This window comes from Oceanimonas pelagia, assembly GCF_030849025.1.
Lineage (GTDB): Bacteria > Pseudomonadota > Gammaproteobacteria > Enterobacterales > Aeromonadaceae > Oceanimonas > Oceanimonas pelagia.
Window position 1 is genome coordinate 210,918 of sequence record NZ_CP118224.1, and the last position, 23,204, is coordinate 234,121.

Annotated in this window: 22 protein-coding genes; 9 read left to right on the forward strand and 13 right to left on the reverse strand. The window is 62.3% G+C overall.

Annotated elements, in window-relative coordinates; genetic code table 11:
• The first annotated feature begins 35 nt into the window (after nucleotides 1-35).
• Complete coding sequence (locus PU634_RS01025) at nucleotides 36-989, forward strand: bifunctional enoyl-CoA hydratase/phosphate acetyltransferase (protein ID WP_306762230.1); 954 nt, start codon at nucleotides 36-38, stop codon at nucleotides 987-989.
• A gap of 16 nt (nucleotides 990-1,005) precedes the next feature.
• Nucleotides 1,006-1,299 carry a DUF6506 family protein gene (locus tag PU634_RS01030; RefSeq protein WP_306762231.1) on the forward strand — a complete coding sequence of 98 codons (294 nt, stop codon included), beginning with the start codon at nucleotides 1,006-1,008 and terminating at the stop codon, nucleotides 1,297-1,299.
• Between the two features lie 218 nt (nucleotides 1,300-1,517).
• Here the strand turns inward: PU634_RS01030 and PU634_RS01035 are convergent, their stop codons facing one another.
• The 7 genes from PU634_RS01035 to PU634_RS01065 all read right to left on the reverse strand — a co-directional run bounded on the left by PU634_RS01035 (nucleotide 1,518) and on the right by PU634_RS01065 (nucleotide 10,145).
• Entirely contained in the window at nucleotides 1,518-2,018 is a 501-nt protein-coding gene (locus tag PU634_RS01035) for a universal stress protein (RefSeq protein ID WP_306762232.1), read from the reverse strand.
• Nucleotides 2,019-2,164: 146 nt separating this feature from the next.
• Nucleotides 2,165-3,508 carry a TRAP transporter large permease gene (locus tag PU634_RS01040; protein WP_306762233.1) on the reverse strand — a complete coding sequence of 448 codons (1,344 nt, stop codon included), beginning with the start codon at nucleotides 3,506-3,508 and terminating at the stop codon, nucleotides 2,165-2,167.
• Nucleotides 3,501-4,121 carry a TRAP transporter small permease gene (locus PU634_RS01045; protein ID WP_306762234.1) on the reverse strand — a complete coding sequence of 207 codons (621 nt, stop codon included), beginning with the start codon at nucleotides 4,119-4,121 and terminating at the stop codon, nucleotides 3,501-3,503. The genes PU634_RS01040 and PU634_RS01045 overlap by 8 nt, the downstream gene beginning before the upstream one ends.
• 66 nt (nucleotides 4,122-4,187) lie before the next feature.
• Nucleotides 4,188-5,201: a TRAP transporter substrate-binding protein gene (locus PU634_RS01050; protein ID WP_306762235.1), complete on the reverse strand. Its 1,014-nt coding sequence runs from the start codon at nucleotides 5,199-5,201 to the stop codon at nucleotides 4,188-4,190.
• 320 nt (nucleotides 5,202-5,521) lie between these two features.
• A complete protein-coding gene (locus PU634_RS01055; RefSeq protein ID WP_306762236.1) occupies nucleotides 5,522-7,264 on the reverse strand; it encodes a cobaltochelatase CobT-related protein in 1,743 nt (580 codons plus the stop codon).
• 3 nt (nucleotides 7,265-7,267) lie between these two features.
• Entirely contained in the window at nucleotides 7,268-8,248 is a 981-nt protein-coding gene (locus PU634_RS01060; RefSeq protein WP_306762237.1) for an AAA family ATPase, read from the reverse strand.
• A gap of 112 nt (nucleotides 8,249-8,360) precedes the next feature.
• Nucleotides 8,361-10,145, reverse strand: a complete 1,785-nt coding sequence (locus tag PU634_RS01065) for a SulP family inorganic anion transporter (protein WP_306762238.1) — start codon at nucleotides 10,143-10,145, stop codon at nucleotides 8,361-8,363.
• Between the two features lie 167 nt (nucleotides 10,146-10,312).
• Between PU634_RS01065 and PU634_RS01070 the strand changes: the two genes are divergently transcribed.
• Both PU634_RS01070 and PU634_RS01075 read left to right on the forward strand, forming a co-directional pair.
• On the forward strand, nucleotides 10,313-11,641 hold the full coding sequence (locus tag PU634_RS01070) for an aldehyde dehydrogenase family protein (RefSeq protein ID WP_306762239.1): 1,329 nt from the start codon (nucleotides 10,313-10,315) through the stop codon (nucleotides 11,639-11,641).
• A gap of 205 nt (nucleotides 11,642-11,846) precedes the next feature.
• On the forward strand, nucleotides 11,847-12,254 hold the full coding sequence (locus PU634_RS01075) for a DUF3461 family protein (RefSeq protein WP_306762240.1): 408 nt from the start codon (nucleotides 11,847-11,849) through the stop codon (nucleotides 12,252-12,254).
• 41 nt (nucleotides 12,255-12,295) lie between these two features.
• Here the strand turns inward: PU634_RS01075 and PU634_RS01080 are convergent, their stop codons facing one another.
• Entirely contained in the window at nucleotides 12,296-12,541 is a 246-nt protein-coding gene (locus tag PU634_RS01080; protein ID WP_306762241.1) for a hypothetical protein, read from the reverse strand.
• A gap of 211 nt (nucleotides 12,542-12,752) precedes the next feature.
• Here PU634_RS01080 and PU634_RS01085 point away from each other — a divergent pair, with 211 nt between their 5' ends.
• On the forward strand, nucleotides 12,753-13,091 hold the full coding sequence (locus PU634_RS01085) for a DUF3461 family protein (protein ID WP_306762242.1): 339 nt from the start codon (nucleotides 12,753-12,755) through the stop codon (nucleotides 13,089-13,091).
• 143 nt (nucleotides 13,092-13,234) lie between these two features.
• Here the strand turns inward: PU634_RS01085 and PU634_RS01090 are convergent, their stop codons facing one another.
• Nucleotides 13,235-14,578, reverse strand: coding sequence for an NCS2 family permease (locus PU634_RS01090; protein WP_306762243.1), 1,344 nt, complete (start codon nucleotides 14,576-14,578; stop codon nucleotides 13,235-13,237).
• 90 nt (nucleotides 14,579-14,668) lie between these two features.
• Nucleotides 14,669-15,022: a hydroxyisourate hydrolase gene (gene uraH, locus PU634_RS01095; protein WP_094200460.1), complete on the reverse strand. Its 354-nt coding sequence runs from the start codon at nucleotides 15,020-15,022 to the stop codon at nucleotides 14,669-14,671.
• A gap of 363 nt (nucleotides 15,023-15,385) precedes the next feature.
• Here uraH and puuE point away from each other — a divergent pair, with 363 nt between their 5' ends.
• From puuE to PU634_RS01110, 3 genes are read left to right on the forward strand one after another with little or no spacing between them, the layout of a single operon-like run.
• Nucleotides 15,386-16,306 carry an allantoinase PuuE gene (gene puuE, locus PU634_RS01100; RefSeq protein WP_306762244.1) on the forward strand — a complete coding sequence of 307 codons (921 nt, stop codon included), beginning with the start codon at nucleotides 15,386-15,388 and terminating at the stop codon, nucleotides 16,304-16,306.
• On the forward strand, nucleotides 16,306-16,821 hold the full coding sequence (uraD, locus tag PU634_RS01105) for a 2-oxo-4-hydroxy-4-carboxy-5-ureidoimidazoline decarboxylase (RefSeq protein WP_306762245.1): 516 nt from the start codon (nucleotides 16,306-16,308) through the stop codon (nucleotides 16,819-16,821). Before puuE ends, uraD begins: the two co-directional genes overlap by 1 nt.
• 59 nt (nucleotides 16,822-16,880) lie before the next feature.
• Nucleotides 16,881-17,390 (forward strand): ureidoglycolate lyase, encoded by a 510-nt coding sequence (locus tag PU634_RS01110; RefSeq protein WP_442604702.1) that lies wholly within the window; start codon nucleotides 16,881-16,883, stop codon nucleotides 17,388-17,390.
• 181 nt (nucleotides 17,391-17,571) lie between these two features.
• Here PU634_RS01110 and PU634_RS01115 read toward each other — a convergent pair whose 3' ends face one another.
• Together PU634_RS01115 and PU634_RS01120 are read right to left on the reverse strand one after the other, a co-directional pair.
• Nucleotides 17,572-18,627, reverse strand: a complete 1,056-nt coding sequence (locus PU634_RS01115; protein ID WP_306762246.1) for an AI-2E family transporter — start codon at nucleotides 18,625-18,627, stop codon at nucleotides 17,572-17,574.
• 326 nt (nucleotides 18,628-18,953) lie between these two features.
• Entirely contained in the window at nucleotides 18,954-20,624 is a 1,671-nt protein-coding gene (locus PU634_RS01120) for a methyl-accepting chemotaxis protein (protein WP_306762247.1), read from the reverse strand.
• A 203-nt stretch (nucleotides 20,625-20,827) separates the two neighbouring features.
• Here PU634_RS01120 and PU634_RS01125 point away from each other — a divergent pair, with 203 nt between their 5' ends.
• Nucleotides 20,828-22,756 carry a metallophosphoesterase family protein gene (locus PU634_RS01125; protein ID WP_306762248.1) on the forward strand — a complete coding sequence of 643 codons (1,929 nt, stop codon included), beginning with the start codon at nucleotides 20,828-20,830 and terminating at the stop codon, nucleotides 22,754-22,756.
• On the opposite strand, the gene PU634_RS01130 is transcribed toward PU634_RS01125, so the two are convergent.
• On the reverse strand, nucleotides 22,686-23,138 hold the full coding sequence (locus PU634_RS01130) for a VOC family protein (protein ID WP_306762249.1): 453 nt from the start codon (nucleotides 23,136-23,138) through the stop codon (nucleotides 22,686-22,688). The genes PU634_RS01125 and PU634_RS01130 overlap by 71 nt on opposite strands.
• Nucleotides 23,139-23,204: the final 66 nt, after the last annotated feature.

The following is a 23,204-nucleotide window of genomic DNA, read 5'->3' on the forward strand; positions in this document are numbered from 1 at the left end:
GGTTGTCTACTGATCACGTCAAAGGGAATTCAGTGATGCTCAATACCAATCCGAAGGAATGTCCACCCCACCTGCTGGCGCAGGCACGGCAATACCCGGCCGTGAGCACGGTTGTTATCAATCCGGTCAACCGGGTGTCGCTGGCCAGTGCTCGCATGGCGCAGGACGAAGGCTTGATTATTCCCGTGCTGGTGGGCGATGAGGCCCGGATGCGGGAAGAAGCCGCGCTCATGGGCTGGGATCTGGCCGGCGTGCGGCTGGTGGATGCCAGCGACGAGGCCGAGGCCGCCCGTCTGGGCGTGGCCCTGGTCAGTCAGGGCGAGGCCGACGCCATCATGAAGGGTCATGTTCATACCGACGTGCTGCTGCGGGCGGTGCTTAACCGTGCCGCCGGGCTGCGCACCGACAGCCGCCTGAGCCATGTGTTTCACATGACGGTGCCGGGCAGCTGCCGGGCGCTGTGCATCACCGATGCGGTGATCAACGTGCAGCCCGGGGTGCTCGACAAGCTGCATATTGCCCGTAACGCCATTGAGCTGTTGCACGCCCTGGGCTGCGACGAGCCGAGGGTAGCGCTGCTGTCGGGCACCGAAGAAGTCAGCAAGGCCATGCCGTCCAGCCAGGATGCCGCCGAGCTGGTCAAGCTGGCGGCCATGGGGGCTTTGCCCGGCGCCGTGGTGGAAGGGCCGCTGGCGTTCGACAACGCCGTGTCCCGGGAAGCGGCCGAGATCAAGGGCATCTCCGGAAAGGTACCGGGCGAGGCCGACATTTTGCTGGTGCCCAATCTGGAGTCGGGCAATTTTCTGTTCAAGCAGATGGTGTACTTCATGGGGGCCACCGCCGCCGGCCTGGTGCTGGGGGCCCGCGTACCGATCATTCTTACCTCCCGCGCCGATCCGCCCGAGGCCAGGCTGGCGTCCTGCGCCCTGGCCAGTATCGTGCATCACAACCGCAGCGCCGTTGCCCCGGCAGTCCGTGCCACCGCCTGAACAAGGAGACCACCAAATGCGCCTGAGTCGTTACGGATTTATCGTGAAAGCTCCGGATCTGGAGCTGTTCAAGCATCACGGCCGGATCAAGAGCGAGGGCTTTGATCTGGCGGTGTCCGGCGTCAGCACCCTGGAGGAAGCCATTATGGCCGCTCAGGAAATGCTGACCCGCCGCATTGAACTGATCGAGCTGTGCGGTGGTTTCACCGCCGAGGAAGAAGCGGCGATCCGCGAGGCGATCAACGATCATGTGCCTCTTGGCCGCGCCGTTACCCGCCCCGAGGACCAGGATCGCGTCCAGTGGGGATGACCCAGCCGCTTCACTTCATTCTTATACCGGGCGAAAGCCCGGTTTTTTTATTGGGTAATGCACCGGTGACGGCGGTGGTCCACCCCCCCGTTATTGCCGTGAACAGGGGAGTCCGGGAGCAGTGGCGGTGGATGGCCCCCGCCTTAGCGGGGGACGTAGCTGGTGAGTTTCGGGGGTGACGTCGGGAGTTGCGGGGGGACCCCCGTCCGGGAAAAGGATCAGGACTTGCTCTTTGCCGGGCGGGGCACGATCAGGGTGGGAATGCGCGACTCGCGCAGCACGTTCTTGGCCACGCTGCCCAGCAGGGTATGCAGCCAGCCCTTTTCGTGGGCGCCCATGATGATGAGATCGCACTCCAGCTCCCTTGCGCGCTTGAGTATGGTCTGCTCCGGGTAGCCTTCCACCACTTCGCAGCCCACGATCTTGGTGCGCAGCGCCTTTTCTTCCGGGGCGATGTGTTCCCAGAAGTAATCCTGGCGTTCCTGCAACTGGGCCCTGGCATGATTCAGGCGCTGGTGCAGAAACTCTTCCCGGCTGCTCTGGTTGAGAATGTAGGACTGCAGGGTGAGCTTCTCGTCACCGGAGAGCTGCTCCACCACCTTGAGAATATGAATGTCGGCACCGGTCTGCCTGGCCAGATACACGGCATACTGAAAGGCATAGGAGGCGTTCTTCGACAGATCGGTGCAATACAGGATTTTGTTGACTTGCGGCAGCATGTGGCACTCCCTTACTGGCTGGAACTGGGGTTTGATCATGTTCAGCATAGTCGCCGAACCATGACCTCATGATGAGGCCGCCGGGGCGATCGGGCCTTGACCCCGATCACGCCGGCGGCGTTGAACACTCGTCTGAGCCTGTTGCCCTAGTAGCCGAGCAGCCTGGGCAGGAACAGGGTAATTTCCGGTACAAAGGCGACAATGAACACGGCAACCACCGAGGTCAGCGCAAAGGGCAGGGCCCGCAGCGAAATTTCCTCGATGGAAGTGCCCGACACCCCGGAGGCAATAAACAGGTTCTCGCCCAGGGGCGGGGTCTGAAAGCCGATGGACAGGCAGCACACCACTACTATGCCGAAGTGCACCGGGTCAATTCCCAGGCTGTAGGCCACCGGCAACAGCACCGGGGTGAGGATCAGAATGGCCGCCAGGGTCTCCATGAACATGCCCACAAACAGCAGGAAGAAGATGATCAGCGCCCAGATCAGGTAGATGTTGCTGGTCATCTCCAGCATCGAGGAGGCGACGATGGCCGGAATCTGGTTTTCCACCAGCAGCCGCCCGAACACGGTGGCGGTAAACAGGATCAGCAGCACGCGGCCGGTGAGCCAGGTGGTGGTTTCCAGCGAGCGCAGCACATCCTTCACCTTCAGCTCCCGGTGCACGAAAAAGCCGATGAACAGGGTGTAGAAGATGGCGACAATGGCCGACTCGGTGGGGGTGAACAGGCCGCTGTAAATGCCCCCGAGAATCACGATGGGAGCCAGCACCGACCAGGTGCCCTTGCGCAGCGCGGTGAGAATGTTGGCGCCGGACCAGCCTTCGGTGGTGCCGGTGTAGTTCTGCTTTTTACACAGAAAATAGTTCATGGTCAGCAGACCGCAGGACAGCACCAGCCCCGGCAGAAAGCCGGCGATAAACAGCTTGGGAATCGACACCGACTGGAACTGGCCGTGCTCGGCAATGGCTTCGGGGGGCGGCATCAGGCCGATGGCGGAAATGCCGAAGATCACCATGGGAATGGAGGGCGGAATCACCACGCCCAGGCCGCCGGATGAGGCGGTAATGGCGGAGGCGTAGCCCTTGCCGTAGCCGCGCTCGACCATGGCCGGAATCATCAGCATGCCCACGGCGGCGGTGGTGGCCGGGCCGGAGCCGGAAATGGCGCCAAAGAACATGCAGGCCATCACGGTGGCGGCCGACATGCCCCCGGTAAAGGGGCCGGCAAAACTTTCCGCCAGGTCCACCAGCCGTTTGGAAATGCCGGCGGCCTCCATCAGGGCGCCGGCCAGAATAAAGGCGGGCAGCGCCATCAGCGGAAAGGAGCCTACCGAGGTAAAGGCGATCTGCACGAACTTGATGGGGTTTTCACCCAGATACAGAAAGGATGCCAGCGCCGATACCCCGAGCGATACACTGATGGGGGCGCCCAGCAGCAGCAGGGTCAGAAAGCTGCCAAACAGGATCAGTACGACAGAAGATTCAACCATGATGAGCTCCGGCTTTGACGCGGCCCTGAGTGGGGGACTGGGGGTTGTCTTGTGCCGACGAGGCCGGCGACGCTGGCGATTTCGCCGAGTCCATCAGCTTTTCCACTTCCAGTGACTCGGGATCGCGAATGTCGATGCCCTTGATCAGCTTGTAGTAGTTCACCTGCAGAATGCGAAAGGTCATCAGCGCAAAGGCGACGGGCAGGATCACGTACACGTATTTCATCGGAAACCCAAGAGTCTGGGACTTCCAGAACAGGTTCATCTTGTTGAATACAAAGTCGTAACTGAGCCAGACGAAATAGCTGTTGAAACCTACCCAGATCAGATCGGCCAGGGCTTCGCTGTATACCGCCACCCTGGGCGGAAACAGCTTGAACTGAAAGGTGACCCGGTTGTGGGCCGCCAGTTTGGTGGCGTAGCTGGCCCCAAAGTAGACGAACCAGACAAACATGTAAGTGGATAGTTCTTCACTCCAGGCAATGGAGTAGTCGAACAACTGCCGCGAAATGATCTGAATAAACAGAATGACAACAAAGGTGGCGAGCAGGGTGCTGCAAAGAACCCGTTCAATGTTGTCGAGAATTTTATAAGTAAGTTTGCCGATACTCATGGCATTTTCCTCCCTGATGGACGCTGCCCCCGGCGGGGCCGGGGGCAGTATCACTAGGCCAATTGCTTAGATGGTGTCCCGGCCCAGGGATTTCAGGATCTTGTTCAGCTCTTCCTTGCCACCCAGTTGATCGTAGTACTTGGGCCAGACCTGGCTGACGGCCTTTTCAATCCACGCTTTCTCGCCGTCTGCCGGCTCGGTAATTTCCATGCCCTTCTCAACCAGCTCGGCCTTGATCTTGTCTTCCTGGGCAACCAGCCACTGGGCGCTGTGCTCGGTGGCTACCTTGCCGGCTTCCAGAATCGCCTGCTGCACGTCTTCCGGCTGTTCCTGGAACACGGCTTCGGACATGACCAGCGGCTCAATGGAGAACAGGTAACGAATGTTGGTGATGTACTTCTGCACCTCGTCGAACTTCATGGAAGAAACGGTGATATAGGGGTTGTCCTGACCGTCGACCACGCCCATCTGCAGGCCGGTAAAGGTTTCGGACCAGGCCATGGGGGTGGGGTTGATGCCCCAGGCGCGGTAGGTATCGATCATGATCTCGTTGTTGGGCACCCGAATCTTGAGGCCCTGCAGATCGTCCAGGCTGTGCACCGGTTTTTTGGAGTTGGTCAGCACCCGAAACCCGGTATAGGTCCAGCCCACAATGCGCACACCGGCATCACGAATGGTGTTTTCCACCAGCTTCTGACCCACCTCTCCCTGAGTCAGGGCCACGGCGTCATCCAGGCTCTGCATCATGTAGGGCAGGGTCAGTACCCCCACGGACGGCGAAAAGGGAGTCACGTTATTGATGGCCAGAATGGAGAAGTCGAGCAATCCCATGGCGGCATCGTTGACGGTGGCCTGCTCATCGCCCAGCTGGCCGTTGAGGAACATCTGGGTGTCGTGCTTGCCGCCGGTTTTTTCTGCAAATGCTTCGGAAAACTTCAGACCCAGCTGATGCTGGGCACTGCCGGCAGCGTCACCGACTGCGATGCGAAACGTCTTCGCCAGGACATGGGGGCTGGCCATGGCGGCGCCAAGGCAAAGGGCGAGGGAGACGGATTTCACAAAACGTTGCTTGAATATCATGGTTTCTTGCTCCAGTTGTGTGGCCCGGTGGTCACCGGGCGTTTACCTTCCGTGATAGCCGGAGTGCGAACACTCCGCGAGACTGGCTCAATACACGCCGCTCTGCCCTGTAAGGGACCGCCAGGACGGCTGGCCGTGGTGTCCGGCTTTCTCGAAAGCCTGACTGTATCTTTGAATGAGGCTGTTAAATTGGTTAGGGCCACTTGTGTTTTCGCACTGGGTCCAGACTAAAAATATTTTATTTTCAATGAATTAAAAATGATTATTGTAAAATTGATGTTAACTTTTATGTTTCCGGAAAGCCGCCGTTGGCGGCTGGCTCAGCCCCGCATGGCCCTTGTGATAAGGGCCAGGATTTCATCAAAAATCCGGTTGTCGGGGCTGTGCTCCAGATCCAGCAGCTGGTTGTGGCGGTAATAACGGCTCAGATCCAGCCCGACCCCCAGGGCGCACAGCCGAATGCGCGGATCCCGGTCGATGCGATCGGCCACCGCCATCAGGTGAGCGTCGAGAATGTCGTCGGCGTTGCTCTGGCGGGTGGCGGTGTCCATGGGACAGCCGTCGGAGATCACCAGCAGAATACGCTCGTTGACGTGCTCGGCCAGCAGCCGCTGTTCGGCCCACAGCAGCGCCTCGCCGTCCAGCCCTTCACGGAACAGGTCGCTCTTGAGCAGGGCCGCCAGGCTGCGCCGGGCCCGGCGCCAGGGGGTGTCGCTGTTTTTGTACACCAGGTGGCAGCGCTCGTTGAGCCGGCCCGGGTTGGCCGGCCAGCCCCGGCGTTGCCAGTCCTTCAGCGGCTGGCCGCCGTTCCAGTGGCCGGTGGTAAAGCCCAGTACCTCGGTGCGGGCGCCGGTGCGCTCCAGCCCCTGCACCAGCAAATCGATGAGCATGGCAATGTGCTCCATGTGGGGACGCATGGAGCCGGAGTTGTCCACCAGAATGGTGACCGCGGCATTGGCCCGCCATTCCTCCCTGGGTTGCTTGAATACCCGGCGGTCGGCGTGGCTGGTGACCAGGGTCGACAGCCGGCGGCCGTCGAGCCGGCCTTCCTCCTCGCCAAAGCGCCAGCCGTCCTGGTGGGGCCGGGCCAGCAGCCGGCGCAGCTTTTTGGTGAGACCGTTGAGGTTGAGCCCCTGCTCGCGAATGCGCTGATCCAGCTGCCGGCGCAGCCGCTCCAGCAGTTCGGGGCGTACCTTTCTGGCGGCCTGCCATTCCTTGTCGTAGCGACCGGTAAAAATGCGGTAAGCGGCCTCGCCATCGCTGTTTCGGGGGGAAGCGCCGCCGGCCTGGCTGCCGGCCTGATCGCCGTCGCCATCGAAATCCAGCAGCAGGCCAAAGCCGTTGCCGACTTCCTCCAGGGCGTCCTGGTCCTGCTCATTCCCGGCCAGTTGCTGTTGCAGATCGGCCACCAGCTCGTTGACGGAGAGGGCAATGGCCAGCGCCTGCTCGGCAAAGGCGGCCTGATCTTCCCGGCAGCGGCGAATGCGACCAAAGGGCTGGCCGATTTCCCGCAGCAAAAACATGCGGGTCGACTCGATCAGGTGCTCGGTGCCCTCGTCGATGGGGCCGCCGCCGAGCTGCACCCAGCTCATCATCGACAGGGTGAACAGCAGCAGACCCAGGTGGCTTTCGGTCTGGCCCGAGGCCAGAAAGCGGTTGCTCCAGGCGCTGAAGCGGTAATGCAGGTTGCGGCGGCTGCCGGGATGGTGGGCGGGCACCAGGGATTCGACACGAAGCTGCTCCAGCAGCTCGAACACCAGCCGGGCCACCGGCGGCGTGGGCAACCAGTGGCGGTGCAGCTCGGGATCGTGGTGGCGCAGACGCAGGGCAATGGCATCGGCCACGCCCCGGCATGACCCCCAGTCGTCCTGTTGCGCGTCCAGTTGCAGGTGGGGGGCGCGCAGCGGATAGGCCTTGCCGCGCCATTCCAGCCGGTGGCCCCGGTAGCGCACTTCGGCCTGAGCCGACTGGGCCCGGATCAGGGCCGCACACAGCTCTTCCAGCCGCTGCTGGCGGCGGGCCTCGGCGGCCGCATTCGGGGTGTTGTCGGTGGGGGCGGCCATGAGTTACACCGCCGTCAGTTGCAGGGCCTGGGGCTCGGGCAGCTCCTGATCGAAGCAGCGCTGGTAATACTCGGCCACCAGCGGACGCTCGCCCTCGTCGCACTTGTTGAGAAACGACAGCCGGAATGCCAGCGCGGTATCATTGAAGATCTCGTTGTTTTCGGCCCAGGCGATCAGGGTGCGGGGCGACATCAGGGTGGACAGATCCCCGGCGGCAAAGCCGGCCCGGGTGAGCTCGGCCACCGCCACCATTCGGCTGATCAGCTCATGGCCACGGGTGTCGTTGTAGCGGGGTACCTTGCCCTGAATGATGCGAATTTCGTCTTCCCGGGGCAGGTAGTCGAGCTTGGCGACGATGTTCCAGCGGTCCATCTGGGCTTGGTTGATCTGCTGGGTGCCGTGATACAGGCCGGTGATGTTGCCCAGGCCCACGGTATTGGCGGTAGCGAACAGGCGGAAATGGGGGTTGGGCGTGATCACCTGGTTCTGATCGAGCAGGGTGAACTTGCCGTCCTGCTCCAGAATGCGCTGGATCACGAACATCACGTCGGGGCGGCCGGCGTCGAACTCGTCAAAGATCAGCGCCACCGGCCGGCGCAGCGCCCAGGGCACTATGCCTTCCTGAAAGCGGGTGATCTGCTTGCCTTCCTCCAGCACTATGGTGTCCTTGCCCACCAAATCCAGGCGACTGATGTGGCCGTCCAGGTTGACCCGCACGCAAGGCCAGTTGAGGCGGGCGGCCACCTGCTCGATGTGGGTGGACTTGCCGGTGCCGTGCAGGCCCTGCAGCAGTACCCGGCGGTTGCGGGTGAAACCGGCCAGAATGGCCAGGGTGACGTCCGGATTGAAACAGTAGCTGGGATCGATGTCGGGTACGTGCTCGTCCCTGTGCTCGAACACCGGTACCTGCATGTCTATGTCGAGGTTGAACAGTTCGCGCACCGGGCGCAACCGGCTGGGGTGGTCGTGAAGAAGATCGGTCATGGCACTGGCCTCACTGGCAACGGCTAAAAATAACAAGGTGTTAACACACTCTAACCCTCACCCCTGCCCTGAACAGGGCCAGTTGCGCGCCGGCCATATGGCCAGCGCGCCGTCAGTCTTCCGCCTTTGCTTTCTCCGCCGGCTGCCCCGGTGGCCGAATATGACATTCCCGGAAGATGCGCGCGGTGCAGGTGCGGCACACCTCGGCATCCAGCTGATCGTAGATGCGGTGAATGGCCTGGCCCTTGTTGATGAACACATGGTCCCGGCGAATATCGTCGAGCCGGTTATTGCGCAGCAAAAAGCGCAGCACGCCTTCACGCAGGTTGCACAGATACAGATCGCCGCCCAGCTCCCGGCGGCGTTCGGCCTCCTGTACCAGCATGTCGGCGCCCACCATGTCCACAAAATTGATGCCGTTGCCCACGATCAGCAGCCGGGGCTCGCGGATGGCCTGCAGGTATTCCTGCACATGGTTGACCGCGCCGAAGAACAGCGAGCCCTCGATGCGGATCACCCTGAGCTGGGGGCAGTAGGGCAGGCGCCGGCGCTCGGCGTTGACGAAAAACGGATGCTTGCTGTCCGGGTCGGGCAGGATCGACACCACCCGGGGGGTGGAGGTGCGCTTGAGGTAGAACACCAGCGACAGTATCACCCCGGTGTAAATGGCGAATTCCAGCTCCACCAGCAGGGTGGCGGCAAAGGTGGCGGTGAGCACGGTGGCCTCGGAACGGGAGCCGCGCATGATCAGCCGAATATGATGAAAATCGATCAGGTTCCAGGCCACCACCAGCAGCAGCCCGGCCATGGCCGGGCGGGGCAGCCAGGTGGTGATGCCGGGGGCCAGCAGGATGATCAGCAGCAGAAAGCCGGAGGCGAACATCGCCGCCATGGGGGTGCGGGCGCCGGAGGTATAGTTGATGCCCGAACGGGTAAAGGATCCCGATGAGGCATAGCAGGAGAAAAAGGCGCCGACGATGTTCGACAGTCCCTGACCGATGAACTCCTGGTTGTCGTCCAGGCGCTGATGGGAGCGGCTGGCGATGGCCCGGGAAATGGCGGCGGCCTCCACCAGCCCCAGCAGGCTGATGGCCAGGGCCCCCGGGGCCAGGGCGCTGATGCTGGTCAGGCTCAAATCGGGCAGGCTGAGCGGCGGCAGGCCGGTGGGAATGGCGCCCACCAGGGCGATGTGCGCATGAGTGGGATCGATCAGCACCGCCAGTCCGCTGGCCAGGGCCAGGGCAATCAGCATGTTGGGCCAGCGCGGCCGCCAGCGCTTGATGCCCACACAGGCGAGCACGGTAAACAGGGCCACCGTCAGGCTGTAATAGTCCACCTCCGTCAGATGATGCAGCAATTGCCACCAGGTGCCGGGCACGCTGCCTTCGTTATTGACCGCAATGCCCAGCAGGGTGGGCAACTGGCTGGAGGCGATGACCACGGCGGCGCCGGCGGTAAAACCGATCACCACCGACTGGGACACAAAATTGACCAGCACCCCCAGCCGGGCCAGGGCCAGCACCAGCTGAAACACCCCCTTCATCAGCGTCAGGGTCAGCGCCAGGGCGATAAAGGCGGCGCTGCCGGGCTCGGCCAGCGGGCTGACCGAGGTAAACACCACCACCGACATGGCGGCGGTGGGGCCGGAGATCAGATGCCAGGACGAGCCAAACAGGGCGGCAATAACGGCGGGAATAATGGCGGCGTAGAGGCCGTATTCCGGCGGCAGCCCGGCGATCAGGGCATAGGCCACCCCCTGGGGCAGCACCACGATGGCGTTGGTCAGGCCGGACTGGGCGTCGGCCCGCAGGCTGGCGCCATTGACCAGGGGCCACCAGCCGAGAAAGGGCAGCAGGCGCTGCCAGCGTAAATAAAAGCCGGCCGTCGGCTCGGGCATGGGTATTCTCTCCTGGTTCCATTTAACGGAGGAAACTGGCCATTGCCGGCCAGTTAACAAATCAATAACGTCGGTAACAACCTGGTGTCGAGTGCCACCATCGCATTCAGTATACCAGCCGATTTCGTTACCGAGGGGGCGGTGAGCCCGGCCCAAGGAGCCGTGTGATGACCTTTGTTTCCTTTGATCCCAGCACCGGGCGGGTGCTGGCCCATCATGCCTGCCTGAGCGGCGCCGGCCTGGAACAGAGCTTGGCCCGGGCCCACGCGGCCACAGAAGACTGGCAGAATGTGGCGCCGGCGGAGCGGGCGGCGCTGCTGTTCCGGCTGGCCTCCACCCTGTCGGCAGGGCGTGAGCGCCTGGCCCGGGAGCTCTGCCTGGAAACCGGCAGCCTGCTGGCCGACTGCCTGCAGGAGGTGGCGCGCTGCGCCGAGGAATGCGCCCATTTCGCCGCCCACGGCCAGGCCATGCTGCCCTCGGCGCGCAGTCAGCTCAGCCAGCGGCCGCTGGGACTGATGCTGGCGCTGACCGCCGGTCCGGCGCCGCTGTGGCAGTGTTTTCGCGTGCTGGTGCCGGCGCTGATGGCGGGTAATGGCCTGTTGCTGAAGCCGGCGGAGCATTTGTCCGGCCTGGTGGCCGTGCTGGCGCGGCTGATGACCGAAGCCGGGGTGCCGGAAGGCCTGGTGACGCCGCTGCGCATTTCCAAGGAGCAGGTGGCCGGGCTGGTGGCGGACTCGCGCATCGGCGGCCTGGCCTACAGCGGTGAGCGCCGGGGCGGGGCGGCCATGGCGGCGCTGGCCGGTGCCCGGCTCAAGCCGGTGCGGCTTGAGCTGGCCCGGGCCAGTGTGCAGCTGATCCTGGATGACGCCGAGCTGGCGCCGGCGGTGGAGTCGGTGCTGAATGATGGTTTTCGCTACCGGGCCAGCTGGCGCCAGAGCGAAGGCGGGGTGCTGATCACCCCCGGGCTGGCAGAGCCCTTTCTGGAGCTGCTTACCGCCCGGCTGGAGCAGCTGCGCCCGGGCCGGCCCGATGATATGGGCGTGGAGCTGGGCCCCCTGGCCAAGAGCGGTCAGCGGGAATGGCTGGAACGCCAGCTGCGCGAGGCCGAGCGCCAGGGCGGGCGCATTCGCTGTGGCGGTTACCTGCCCGACGACGAGGACGGCTGGTATTACCCGGCCACGCTGATTGAAGGCAGCGAACCGGCCATGACGCTGTTTCCCGCCTGGCCTGCCGGCCCCCTGTGCGGCGTGCTGCGCGTGCCCGACGAAGCGGCCATGCTGGCCCTGTGCCGAGCGTTGTCGCCCGACGGCATGGCTTCCATCTGGACCCGGGATCGGGCCAGGGGAGAGCGCCTGGCCAGGGCGCTGCCCTTTGACCTGTGCCGGGTCAATCCGGATCCTTATCATGACCGGCACTGGCCGCCGCTCTCGGATCCGGCGCAGCGGCCGGCGCTGAAGGAGTTCTGCCGGGCCAAAACGGTGCTGATCTCGGCCTGATCCGGGTGGCCCGGCCAGGCAACTGGTGCCAGCGTCCGGGTGGAACTGGCCCTGTTCAATGCCGCCGGGCCGGGCTACACTTGCCGCCCTGTTGCTCGCCCCGGCCCGCATGTGTCGGCGCTGCTCAAGGAAGAAGGCCTGCAGCAACAGTTTGCTCCGCCAGCAGCGGAGTGGTGTTGATTGATAAACCTTCAAGTGAGCAGCAATGAGCGAACAGTATCCCACCCTTGCCCAGATGGGTATTACCTCCTTTGACAATATCAGCCGTTACCAGCTGCGCCGTGAAGGCCGGGCGGACGTGCTCAAGATTTATTACCACAGGCCCAAGGGCTCGCTGCTGTCGCGCAGCAAGAAGTTCACCTTTGCCCGTCCCAAATCCCTGGGACCGGTGGAATTTCAGAAAACCGAGCAATGGCATCAGCTGGAAGACACCAGCCCGATTCTGCGCCAGGCCCTGCTTGAGCTGCACCGGCTGCTGGGCAGCGAGGCGCACACCGCCGATGAGACCACCGCCGACACCAAACAGCAGTTGCTGGCGGATCTGGAGCACATGGAGCGGGTGATGCAGGACAAGCTGAACGAGCTGCGCCGCCAGATAGAAGCGCTGAAGTAACCACAGCAATAACGCCATGCCCTGCGCATGGCGTTATTTTTTCAGGCCTGGGCCGCCTGCTGGCGCAGCATGGATTCGGCCATCTTTTTTCCAAACAGCTCCATCACCGCGGCTTCGTCGTCGCCGGCTTCCTGCAGCGCCGCCACCATGGCCTCCAGGGTGGGCCGGGTCTTTTCCACCAGTTGTTGCACATACTGCTCGGCGCTGACGCGGGTCAGGGCTTCGTATTGTTCAAACAGCTCTGCCAGCTCCTGGCTCAGGGTGAGGGTAAGGGAGTGTGCGGTCATGGCGACGGCTCCTTGTCTTGTGGTCGTGTTCACGGGGTGTGGTCTCACTCTAGAAGCAGCCCCGCATTCGGATTAGCACCAGCCGGGGCCGTTCCATAGGGCCAGTTGGCCATATGCCTCGTGCACAACTGGCCCTAGCGCTCCCAGCCCTGAATGGCTAGCCTTGCGGTTAATAAAATGTAAATATTTTGTGCAACCGAAGGGGCTCATCATGACACAGGCTTATTCCACACTCGCCGCCATGGGCATTGAAGATGTCGGTGCCATCAGTCGGTTTCGCCTGTGTGACACCGACACCCACAAGGAGCTCAAGATCTGGTTTGAGCGCGAGCCCGATTCCTGCCTGCCCGCCAGCCTCAAATTCCGCTTTTCCAGGGTCATCAGCCGGGAAGAGGCGCGCACGCTGGATGCGGCCATTGCGGAGCTGGAGCAGCTGCTGGGCCGGGAAAGCTCCCGGGAGCGGTTGCTGCTGGAGCTGAGCCGGTTTGAACAGGTAATGAACGACAAGATGAGCGAGCTGCGCCGGCGCATGAGCCGGCTGGCGGGGTGAACTCACGGCTTCCGTCGATTCCGGCGAACGCCGGAGCCTGTTCAAGGCAGACAGCAAGAGGCCGGGTCAAGCCCGCATGACGGGACACCGCCAACAAAAAAGCCACCGCACTGCGGTGGCTTTTTGCTTTCGCTGGCAGCGGTTTACATAAAGATAAACTTGGCCACGAAAATGGCGCTGAGCACATAGACACCGGCGGAGACCCTGGCGGCCTGGCCGGTGGCCACCTTGAGCACGGTATAGGTCACAAAGCCCATGGCGATGCCGTTGGCGATGGAAAAGGTCAGCGGCATCATCAGCGCGGTAATGGCGGCCGGGGCCATCTCGGTATAATCCTGCCACTCAATCTTGGCCAGGCTGCTGGCCATCAGGAAGGCGACATAAATCAGTGCACCGGCGGTGGCGTAGGCGGGCACCATGCCGGCCAGCGGGGCCAGGAAGATCGACAACAGGAACAGTGCGGCTATGGTCACGGCGGTCAGGCCGGTACGGCCCCCGGCGGCCACGCCGGCGGAGCTTTCCACATAACTGGTGACCGGCGGGCAGCCCACAAAGGTGCCAATGACCGAGGAGGCGCTGTCGGCCTTGAGGGACTTTTTCAGGCCCTCAATAGTGCCGTCGGGGCGGCGCAGGTGGGCGCGCTCGGCCACACCCATCAGGGTGCCGGCGGTGTCGAACATGTTCACAAACAGAAACGCCAGGATCACGGTGATCATGCCCACATCCAGGGCGCCCATGATGTCGAGCTTGAACAGGGTGGGGGCCAGGCTGGGGGGCGCGGCGAAAATGCCGTTGTACTCCACCAGGCCCATGCCCAGGCCGATCAGGGTGGTGCCGAGCACGCCGATCAGTACGGCGCCGAACACGCGGCGGTGGGCCAGCACGGCAATGATAAGAAAACAGGCGATGGCCAGCCAGGCACTGGGCTGGGTCAGATCCCCGGAGGTGAGCAGGGTGGCCGGGCTGGCCACGACGATGCCGGCGGTCTTCAGGCCGATCAGGCCCAGAAACAGGCCCACGCCGGCGGTCATGGCATAGCGTAAAGATTCGGGAATGGCGTCGAGTACCCACTCACGGATTTTCCAGAAGCTCATGGCGGTAAAGATGATGCCCGACCAGAACACGGCGCCCAGCGCCACTTCCCAGCTGTAGCCCATTTCACCGACCACGGTAAAGGCAAAGAAGGCATTCAGGCCCATGCCCGGCGCCAGGCCCACCGGCCAGTTGGCGTAGAGCCCCATAAACAGGGTGGCCACGGCGGCACCGATGCAGGTGGCCACAAACACCGCCCCCGAGTCCATGCCCGAGGCGGACATGATATTGGGGTTGACGAAAATGATGTAGGCCATGGTGATAAAGGTGGTCAGACCGGCCACCAGCTCGGTTTTTACCGTGGTGCCATGGGCGCTGAGTTTAAACAGTCTGTCCAGAAATCCCGAAGAAGCCGGGAGGCTTTGAGGGGTTGGCTCGTGCTTGGCGTGTTCCATAACCGGAAGTCCTCGTGGGTGATTTGCAGACTGCTCATGCCGCCAGCCATTCCCTGGGCCGGCGACATGAGCAGGAGCCGTCTGCGACCCTTAGCTACCGCGGTAGGTAGAGTAGCTGTAGGGCGCGATCAGCAGGGGTACGTGATAGTGCTCTTCGCCTTCGGCAATACCGAAACGGATAACAACGTCATCCAGGAACGCCGGCTCGAGCAGTTCAATACCTTGTTTCTTGAAATAAGGAGAGGTGTGGAATACCAGCTGGTATTTGCCGGATACATAGTCTGCACCTTCCAGGATGGGCGCGTCGGTACGGCCGTCGTGGTTGGTGTAAACGGTGTTGATCAGCGTGGTCTGCTCGCCGTCAACCTTGTACAGCTCAACCTTGATGTCGGAGCCGGGCAGGCCCTTGGCAGTATCGAGTACGTGAGTAGTCAGTCTTCCCATTTTCAAGTTACCTTGCGCATGATTGCGTCTTCAAAGTCCAAGGTACTGCCGACGGAGTACGCCGGCAGAAGTATTTTTACATCAAGATAACCGGCGAGTCTACATTGTTTTAACATCGAGAGATGTTTTTTAGCGTGCCGGATCACATTTTTGAATGCGAGCATCTTGATTCATTGCCGATTGTCTTTGCTTTGGGGTCGCAAAGCAAGAATTCCGGCAGGCTTCCGATACAAAAACTAAACCAGTCATTTACATAAGTTGATTTTATTGTATACAATGGGAAGATTGTGACGACCGTCAAACTCTCTCTTTCCGGCTGTGTTTGGCCGGCATGTAATCCTTTGTTTTTTTAGGAGTTTTCCGATGAGCCAAAACAAAGACTATCCCCGCGACCTGGTCGGGTATGGTGCCAACCCGCCTCACCCCAAATGGCCCGGCGACGCCCGTATCGCCATCAACTTTGTGCTGAACTACGAAGAAGGCGGTGAGCGCTGTGTGCTGCACGGCGACGGTGAGTCTGAAGCCTTCCTGTCCGAAATGCCGGCCGCCGTATCCTGGCCCGACGTTCGTCACATGAGCATGGAATCCATCTATGAATACGGCAGCCGTGCCGGCGTGTGGCGCCTGCTGCGCCTGTTCAAGCGCTACGACATTCCGCTGACCATCTTCGCCGTGGCCACCGCCATCGAGCGTTATCCGGAAATCGCCAAGGCATTCATGGACGAAGGTCACGAGATCTGCTCCCACGCCTACAAGTGGATCACCTACCAGTTCATGAGCGAGGAAGAAGAGCGCGAGCACCTGTACAAGGCACTGGAAATCTTTGAACGCGTGTGTGGTGAGCGTCCGCTGGGCTGGTACACCGGCCGCGACAGCCCCAATACCCGCAAGCTGGTGATGGAAGAGGGCGGTTTCCTGTATGACTCCGACTCTTACGCCGACGATCTGCCCTACTGGGTAGACAACAACGGCAAGGGCCACCTGGTGATCCCCTATGTCATGGACACCAACGACATGCGCTTTGGCCAGGGGTGCTACAACAACGGCGAAGAGTTCTACCAGTACCTGAAAGACGCCTTTGACGTCCTGTATGAAGAAGGCGCCGAAGCCCCCAAGATGCTGTCCATCGGCATGCACTGCCGCCTGCTGGGCCGCCCGGGCCGCATGGCCGGCCTGGAGCGTTTCATCAAGTATGCCCGCAGCCACGACAAGGTGTGGTTCACCCGCCGCATCGACATTGCCAAGCACTGGTATGAGCACCACCCCTACAAAGGAAACAAGTAATGAGCCTGTTCAAGACCTGTACTCCCTCCGCCATGGGCCGCGACGAGTTTGTAAAAACCTTCGCCGACATCTACGAGCATTCACCCTGGGTGGCCGAGCAGACCTTTGATCAGGGCCTGACCGAGGTCGACAACGAGATTGAAAAGCTGCATGCGCGCATGGCCGGTGTGCTGCTGAACGCCGACAAGCAGGCTCAGCTCGACCTGATCAATGCTCACCCGGATCTGGCCGGCAAGGCTGCCCAGCGCGGCGAGCTGACCGAAGCCTCCACCAACGAGCAGGCCGGTGCCGGCATCAGCGAATGTACCGCGGAAGAGTTTGAACGCTTCACTTACCTGAACAACGCCTACAAGGAAAAATTCCAGTTTCCTTTCATCATGGCGGTAAAAGGTTCCAACCGTCACCAGATCCTGGCGGCGTTTGAAGAGCGTATTCACAATGACTACGACACCGAGTTTGATCGCGCCGTGAAAGAGATCAACAAGATCGCCCTGTTCCGTCTGAGCGACATGTAACAGCGCCTGGCGAGGCGTTCTGCCTCGCCTCGCTTTCCTTTTCTCTGCAGGAGGCAGTAATGATCAAAACTCTCAAGATCGAGCCGCTGACCAAGGAAGCCTTTGCGCCCTTTGGTGACGTGATCGAATCCGAAGGTCGTGACTACTTCATGATCAACAACGGCTCTACCCGCCGTTATCACAAACTGGGTGAGGTGCAGCTGGACGAGCAGGGCCAGGGCATTATCAATATTTTCCGTGCCGAGATGCTGGAATACCCGCTGCCGATCAAGATGCTGGAGCGTCACCCGTTCGGTTCCCAGTCCTTCATTCCGCTGTTCGGCCACGATTTCCTGATCGTGGTGGCACCGGTGGGTGACGGCAGCCTGCACATCGACCCGGCCACCGTGCGTGCCTTCCGCGCCACCGGTCGTCAGGGCGTGAACTACCACAGGGGCGTGTGGCACCATCCGATCATGGCGCTGCGCGACAACGACGAGTTCCTGGTGGTGGACCGCAGCGGTCCGGGCAACAACTGTGACGAGTTCTACTTCGACGAGTCGGTGCAACTGACCGTTGAGCTGGACTGAGCCAGAGCCCATTGATGCCAAAAGGCCCGCATGCAGTGAATGCGGGCCTTTTTGTTTTTGGCGTGTGAGCTTCAGCATCGTCTGTGACATGGACCCCCGCCTTCGCGGGGATAACGGTTTACTGTGTCGTTCCCGCGCAGGCGGGAACCCATGCATTCGGCGCCGGGCTGGCTAACGGGCCTCAGTCCTCCGGTTCGCGGCCGTTGAACTCCCGCATAAAGATATCCCAGAACACCAGGAACAGCGCCGCCACCAGCGGGCCGATCACGAAGCCGTTGACCCCCATCAGGCTGATGCCGCCGAGGGTGGAGAACAGCACCAGATAGTCGGGCAGCTTGGTGTCGCGGCCCACCAGCAGCGGCCGCAGCACATTGTCGGCCAGGCCGATCACCAGGGCGCCAAAGGCCACCAGTACGCTGCCCGATACCCACTCGCCGGTAGCGAACAGGTAGATGGCCACCGGCAGCCACACCAGGGCCGCACCAATGGCCGGGATCAGCGACAGAAACGCCATTACCACGCCCCACAGCAGCGGGCCGGGGATGTCGAGCACCCAGAAAATAAAGCCGCCCAGGGCTCCCTGGGCCATGGCTACCAGAATGTTGCCCTTGACCGTGGCCCGGGTCACTTCCGAAAACTTGGCAAACAGCATGCGCTCGCGGTCGTCGCCCAGGGGCAGGGCCCGCACCAGCAACTCGGTGATCTGATGGCCGTCGCGCAGCAGAAAGAACGCCAGATACAGCATCAGCGCCACGTCCACCACAAAGGTAAAGGTACTCTGGCCGGCGGTCAGCGCCTTGCCCGCCAGCAGCTTGCTGGCGGCCACCGCCGTTTCCGACAGCTTCTCGCGCACGCTTTCCAGGTCGATGCCCAGCCGCGTCAGCAGGTCGGGCAGCAACGGAAAGGCGGTGCGCACCTGCTCCAGCAGCTTGCCCGGGCTGATTTCGCCCTGGTCGATGCGCTGGTACAGCAACAGTCCCTCCTGGGCGAATGAAGCCGCGATAAACAGCACCGGCAGCACCACGATGACCACACACAGGATCAGGGTCAGCAGCGCCGCCCGGTTGGGCTTGGGGCCGATGCGCGCCATGATGGCGTTTTGCAGCGGATAAAAGATCACACTGATGGCGCAGGCCCAGAAAATGGCCCCCCAAAAGGGCCTGAGCACCAGTCCGAACAGCAGACTGACCAGCAGCAGGGTGAACAGAAAGGAACGGCGTTCCAGTTTTTCGCGCATAAGAAAAAGGTTCCGAAGGAAACGGAACCTCAGTGTAAAGAAGGGAGAATCAAGTGGCCAGTGAATGCCGCCGGCGGCGGGCTGGATCTCCCGGAGTGGTAGCGGCCCACCGGTTGCTGAAGCGCTGGCATTGGCAGGCCAGGTCGCCCGGGTTGCCGCTTCGGGTTTAGCTGGTGCGGTAGCGGCCCACCGGTTGTTGAAGTTCTGGCATTGGCAGGCCAGGTCGCCCGGGTTGCCGTTTCGGGTTTAGCTGGTGCGGTAGCGGCCCACCGGTTGTTGAAGTTCTGGCATTGGCAGGCCAGGTCGCCCGGGTTGCCGTTTCGGGTTTAGCTGGTGCGGTAGCGGCCTACCAGTTGTTGAAGATGGCTGGCCAGTTCGCCCAGCTGGCGGCTGGTCTGGCTGGCCGCCCGGGAGCCGGCATTGGTCTGTTCGGCAATGGCCACTATCTGATGCACATTGGTGTTGATGCTTTCCGACACCTGGGTCTGCTCTTCCGCGGCACTGGCGATCTGGGCGTTCATCAGGTTGATGGTGTTCACCGCGGTGCCGATGTCGAGCAGGGCCTCGTCGATGCGCCGGGCTTCAGTAACGGTGTGGCTGCTGCCGTCGCGAATGCTCTCGATGGCCTGCACCGCCTCCTTGGCCCCCTGCTGCAGCCGGGTGATCATGGTGTGGATCTCCTCGGTGCTGGTCTGGGTACGGCCGGCGAGGGTGCGCACCTCGTCGGCCACCACCGCAAAGCCCCGGCCCTGCTCGCCGGCCCGGGCCGCCTCGATGGCGGCGTTGAGCGCCAGCAGGTTGGTCTGCTCGGCCACGCCGCGGATGACATCGAGAACGGTGCCAATCTGCTCCGATTCCTGCCCCAGCCGCTGAATGATGTCGACCCCGGCGGCCACCTGGTTTTCCAGCCCGTCAATCACCGCGATGGCGCCCTGCAACTGTTGCTGGGCGTTGTTCACCAGGGCTTCCGCCTGCTCGGCGGCGCTGGCGGCGTTGGCGGCACTGGCGGCCACCTCCTGGGCGGTGGCCGACATCTGGTTCATGGCGGTGGCGAGCTGATCGCTTTCATGATGCTGGCGGCTGATGCCGGTTTCGGTTTCCTCCATAAAGCGCCGCAGCTCATTGCTGGCCTGCTGCAGGGTGTCGGCGGAATGGCGGGTATCCTTCACCAGATCGCTGATCTGGCCGGCGAACTGGTTAAAGGAGCGGGCCAGGGTGCCCAGTTCGTTTTGTTGCCGGGCATCCAGCCGGCGGGTGAGGTCGCCTTCCCCCTGAGCGATGTTTTCCATGGTGTGCACCGCCTGACGAATGGGCGCATGAATGCCCCGGGCGATCACCAGGCCCACGGCGGCGATCAGCGCCAGCAGCAGGCTGGCGGAAATGGCGGAATTGATCAGCCCCTGGCGCACCGAGGCCGACAGCTCACTTTCCAGCCTGGCCACGGTGGCGAGCAGATCGTCGATGTAAAAACCGGTGCCCAGCAGCCAGTCGGTGCCGGGAACGGGCATGATATGGGCCAGCTTGGGCGAGCCTTGCTGGCTGTTGGGCTTGGGCCAGCTGTATTCCACATAACCGCCGCCGCTGCGGCCCAGCTGAATGTATTCCTGCACCAGGTGGCGTCCGTCGGGGCTGGTGGCGTTGTAATAGTTGTTGCCTTCCCGGGCCGGGTTGTCGGCACTCACCACCTGTACGCCATCATGGTTATAGACAAAGAAGTATCCGGCGCCCTTGTCGAAACGCAGCCGGCGCAACTGCTCCTTGGCGATGTCGGTATCGCCCCGGGCCAGCAGCGGCTGAATGCTGGTAATGGCCAGCTCCATATAGTTGGCCAGCTGCTGTTTGCGGGACTCAAAAAGCGATTGATGCAGACTCTGGCCGCTGAGCTCCTTGAGCCGCAGCGACTGGGAGACGTTGATCCAGGTGCTGACACCGGCCAGCAGCAGCAAGGGCAGCAGTGCCAGCAACAGAATTTTTTGCCTGATGGAAAGTCGTTTCATCCTTGATCTCACCCTGTTTTTGTTTACATCTTTGTATCATCTTGTTTCCTTGGTGTCATTCAAGTTGATACAAAATAGTGCTCAGCAAGTGAGCAGCCGGTACAGGGTTAACGGCAGAAATCGTCCGGGCTTGAGCCCGGCCTGCTTTCAAGGCGCCAGCCCTGTGGTTATGATGGGCCGACGGCTGAATCAACGGACTTTTCATGGACTCCACCATTCTCGCCGGCCCGCTGTTGCGCCGGGCCGACTCCACTCGCCTGGTGTTCTGGCTGGCCAGCCGCGAACGGCTGGCCTTTCGCCTGTGCCTGCCCGACCGCGCACCGCTGCTGTTTGCCGGTGAGCGCCAGCGCCAGTTGCGGGTGGGAGAGTCCTGCTTTATTCAGCTGCTTGACCTGCCCCTCGACGAGCCTCTGCCCACCGACACAGTGCTGGCCTACGATCTGCAATGGCAACGGCCGGGAGAGGCGCACTGGCATGGCATGGCCGAGTGGGGGAGTGAGCTGTGCTACGCAGGGGAAAGCCTGCCCAGCCTGGTGATCCGCAGCCGCCTCGACAGCCTGTTGCACGGCTCCTGCCGCAAGCCCCACCATGCCGCTCCCGATGGCCTGGTGGCGGCGGATAACTGGCTTGCTGAGCGCCATGAGCAGGCCTCCCGGCGCCCGGCGCTGCTGATGCTGAGTGGCGATCAGATCTACGCCGACGACGTGGCCGGCCCCATGCTCACCGCCATACACCAGCTGATCCGCGAGCTGGGACTTTATGACGAACAGCTGGAAGGCGCCCGGGTGGCCGACAGCGCCGAGCTGTTTGCCAGTCCGCTCAACTACTACCGGCGCCATGAGCTGTTACCCGACACGCGGGCCAACCTCCCCCTGCAGAAGCGCTTTTTTGAAGGGGTGCGCAAGCCCATCTTTACCACCAGCAGTGCCGCCAACCACCTGATCACCCTGGCCGAGGTGCTGGCCATGTATCTGCTGGTGTGGTCGCCGGTGCCCTGGCGGCTGCTGCCCGATGACCGGCCGCGGCTCGACGGCAAGCTGGCCGAGCGTTACCAGCGCGAGCGGCAGCGGCTGGCGGCTTTTGTGGGCGGGTTGCCGGCGGTACGCCGGCTGCTGGCGCACTTGCCCACTCTGATGATCTTTGACGATCACGATGTCACCGACGACTGGAACCTGACCGCCGCCTGGGAAGAAAGCGCCTATGGCCACCCGTTCTCCCGGCGGATCATCGGTAATGCCCTGACCGCCTATATGATCTGTCAGGGCTGGGGCAATGATCCCGATGCCTTTGCCGGCGATCCCATGGATCGGTTGCAGGCCTGGAGCGAGCAGCCCGTCAGTGAGCAGCAGGATCGGCTGATCGACACTCTGCTGAAGTTTGATGGCTGGCAATACCGGCTCGACACAAAGCCCCGGCTGCTGGTGCTCGACACCCGCACAAGGCGCTGGCGTTCCGAGTCCAATTTTAACCGGCCCTCGGGGCTGATGGACTGGGAAGCGCTCACCGAACTGCAGGGGGAGATGCTGAATCAGGAATCGGTGGTGGTGGTCTCGCCCACGCCGGTGTTCGGGGTCAAGCTTATCGAGGTGATCCAGAAGATCTTTACCTGGCTGGGCAAGCCGTTGCTGGTGGATGCGGAGAACTGGATGGCCCACAAGGGCACCGCCAACGTGATCGTCAATATCTTCCGTCATGCCCGTACCCCGGCCAACTATGTGATCCTCTCCGGCGATGTGCATTACTCCTTTATGTATGACATTCGTCTGCGTCACCGGAGCGGTGAGCCCCACATCTGGCAGATCACCAGCAGCGGTATCAAGAACGAGTTTCCTCACCGGTTGCTGGACGTGCTCGACCGGCTCAACCGCTGGCTTTATGCGCCGCGTTCGCCGCTGAACTGGTTTACCCGCCGGCGCAAACTGCGCATTACTCCCCATTCACCGGTGGGAGCCTCAAGGGGAGAGCGGCTGCTGAACCGGGCCGGCATCGGCTATGTACGCTTCAACGAGGCGGGCGAGCCGGTGTGCGTGCAGCAGATCACCGCCGAGGGGGAGGTGGACTTTATTGAGACTGCGACTGAGTCTGTGCCGGCGATGGCCCGGCAGCCGGACCCAGGGGCTGACCGAAGCTGAACTCCACCTGATTGCCGTTCGGGTCTTTCACACCGCAGTAATAGCCCACCGGAAAGGGCTCGTTCCGGGGTGGCCACAGCAGGCAGCCCGCCTGCCCGGCCCGCTCGGCGAGGGCGTCCACCGCGGCACGGCTTTGCAGGGCAAAACCGAAGTGGCGGTAGTCCCGCTCTCCCAGGTGCAGATCCTCGCCACCGTTCATCAGCACAAACACAAAATCCCGCTCCCGGCCCGGCTCCGCCAGCCAGACGATGGTCTGGGGGCCGCTTTGCCGCCGGTGGGTTTCTTTCATGCCGCAGAAATCATGGTAAAACCGCAGGCAGGCGTCGAGATCCCGCACATGCAGGGCCAGGTGAGTGAGGCGGGGGTAGTGAATGTGGGCCATGGCATGCTCCCGGATGGCTTGCGCATGGAACTGAGTATGGAAGCGGGGGCAGGACCGTGCCACGGC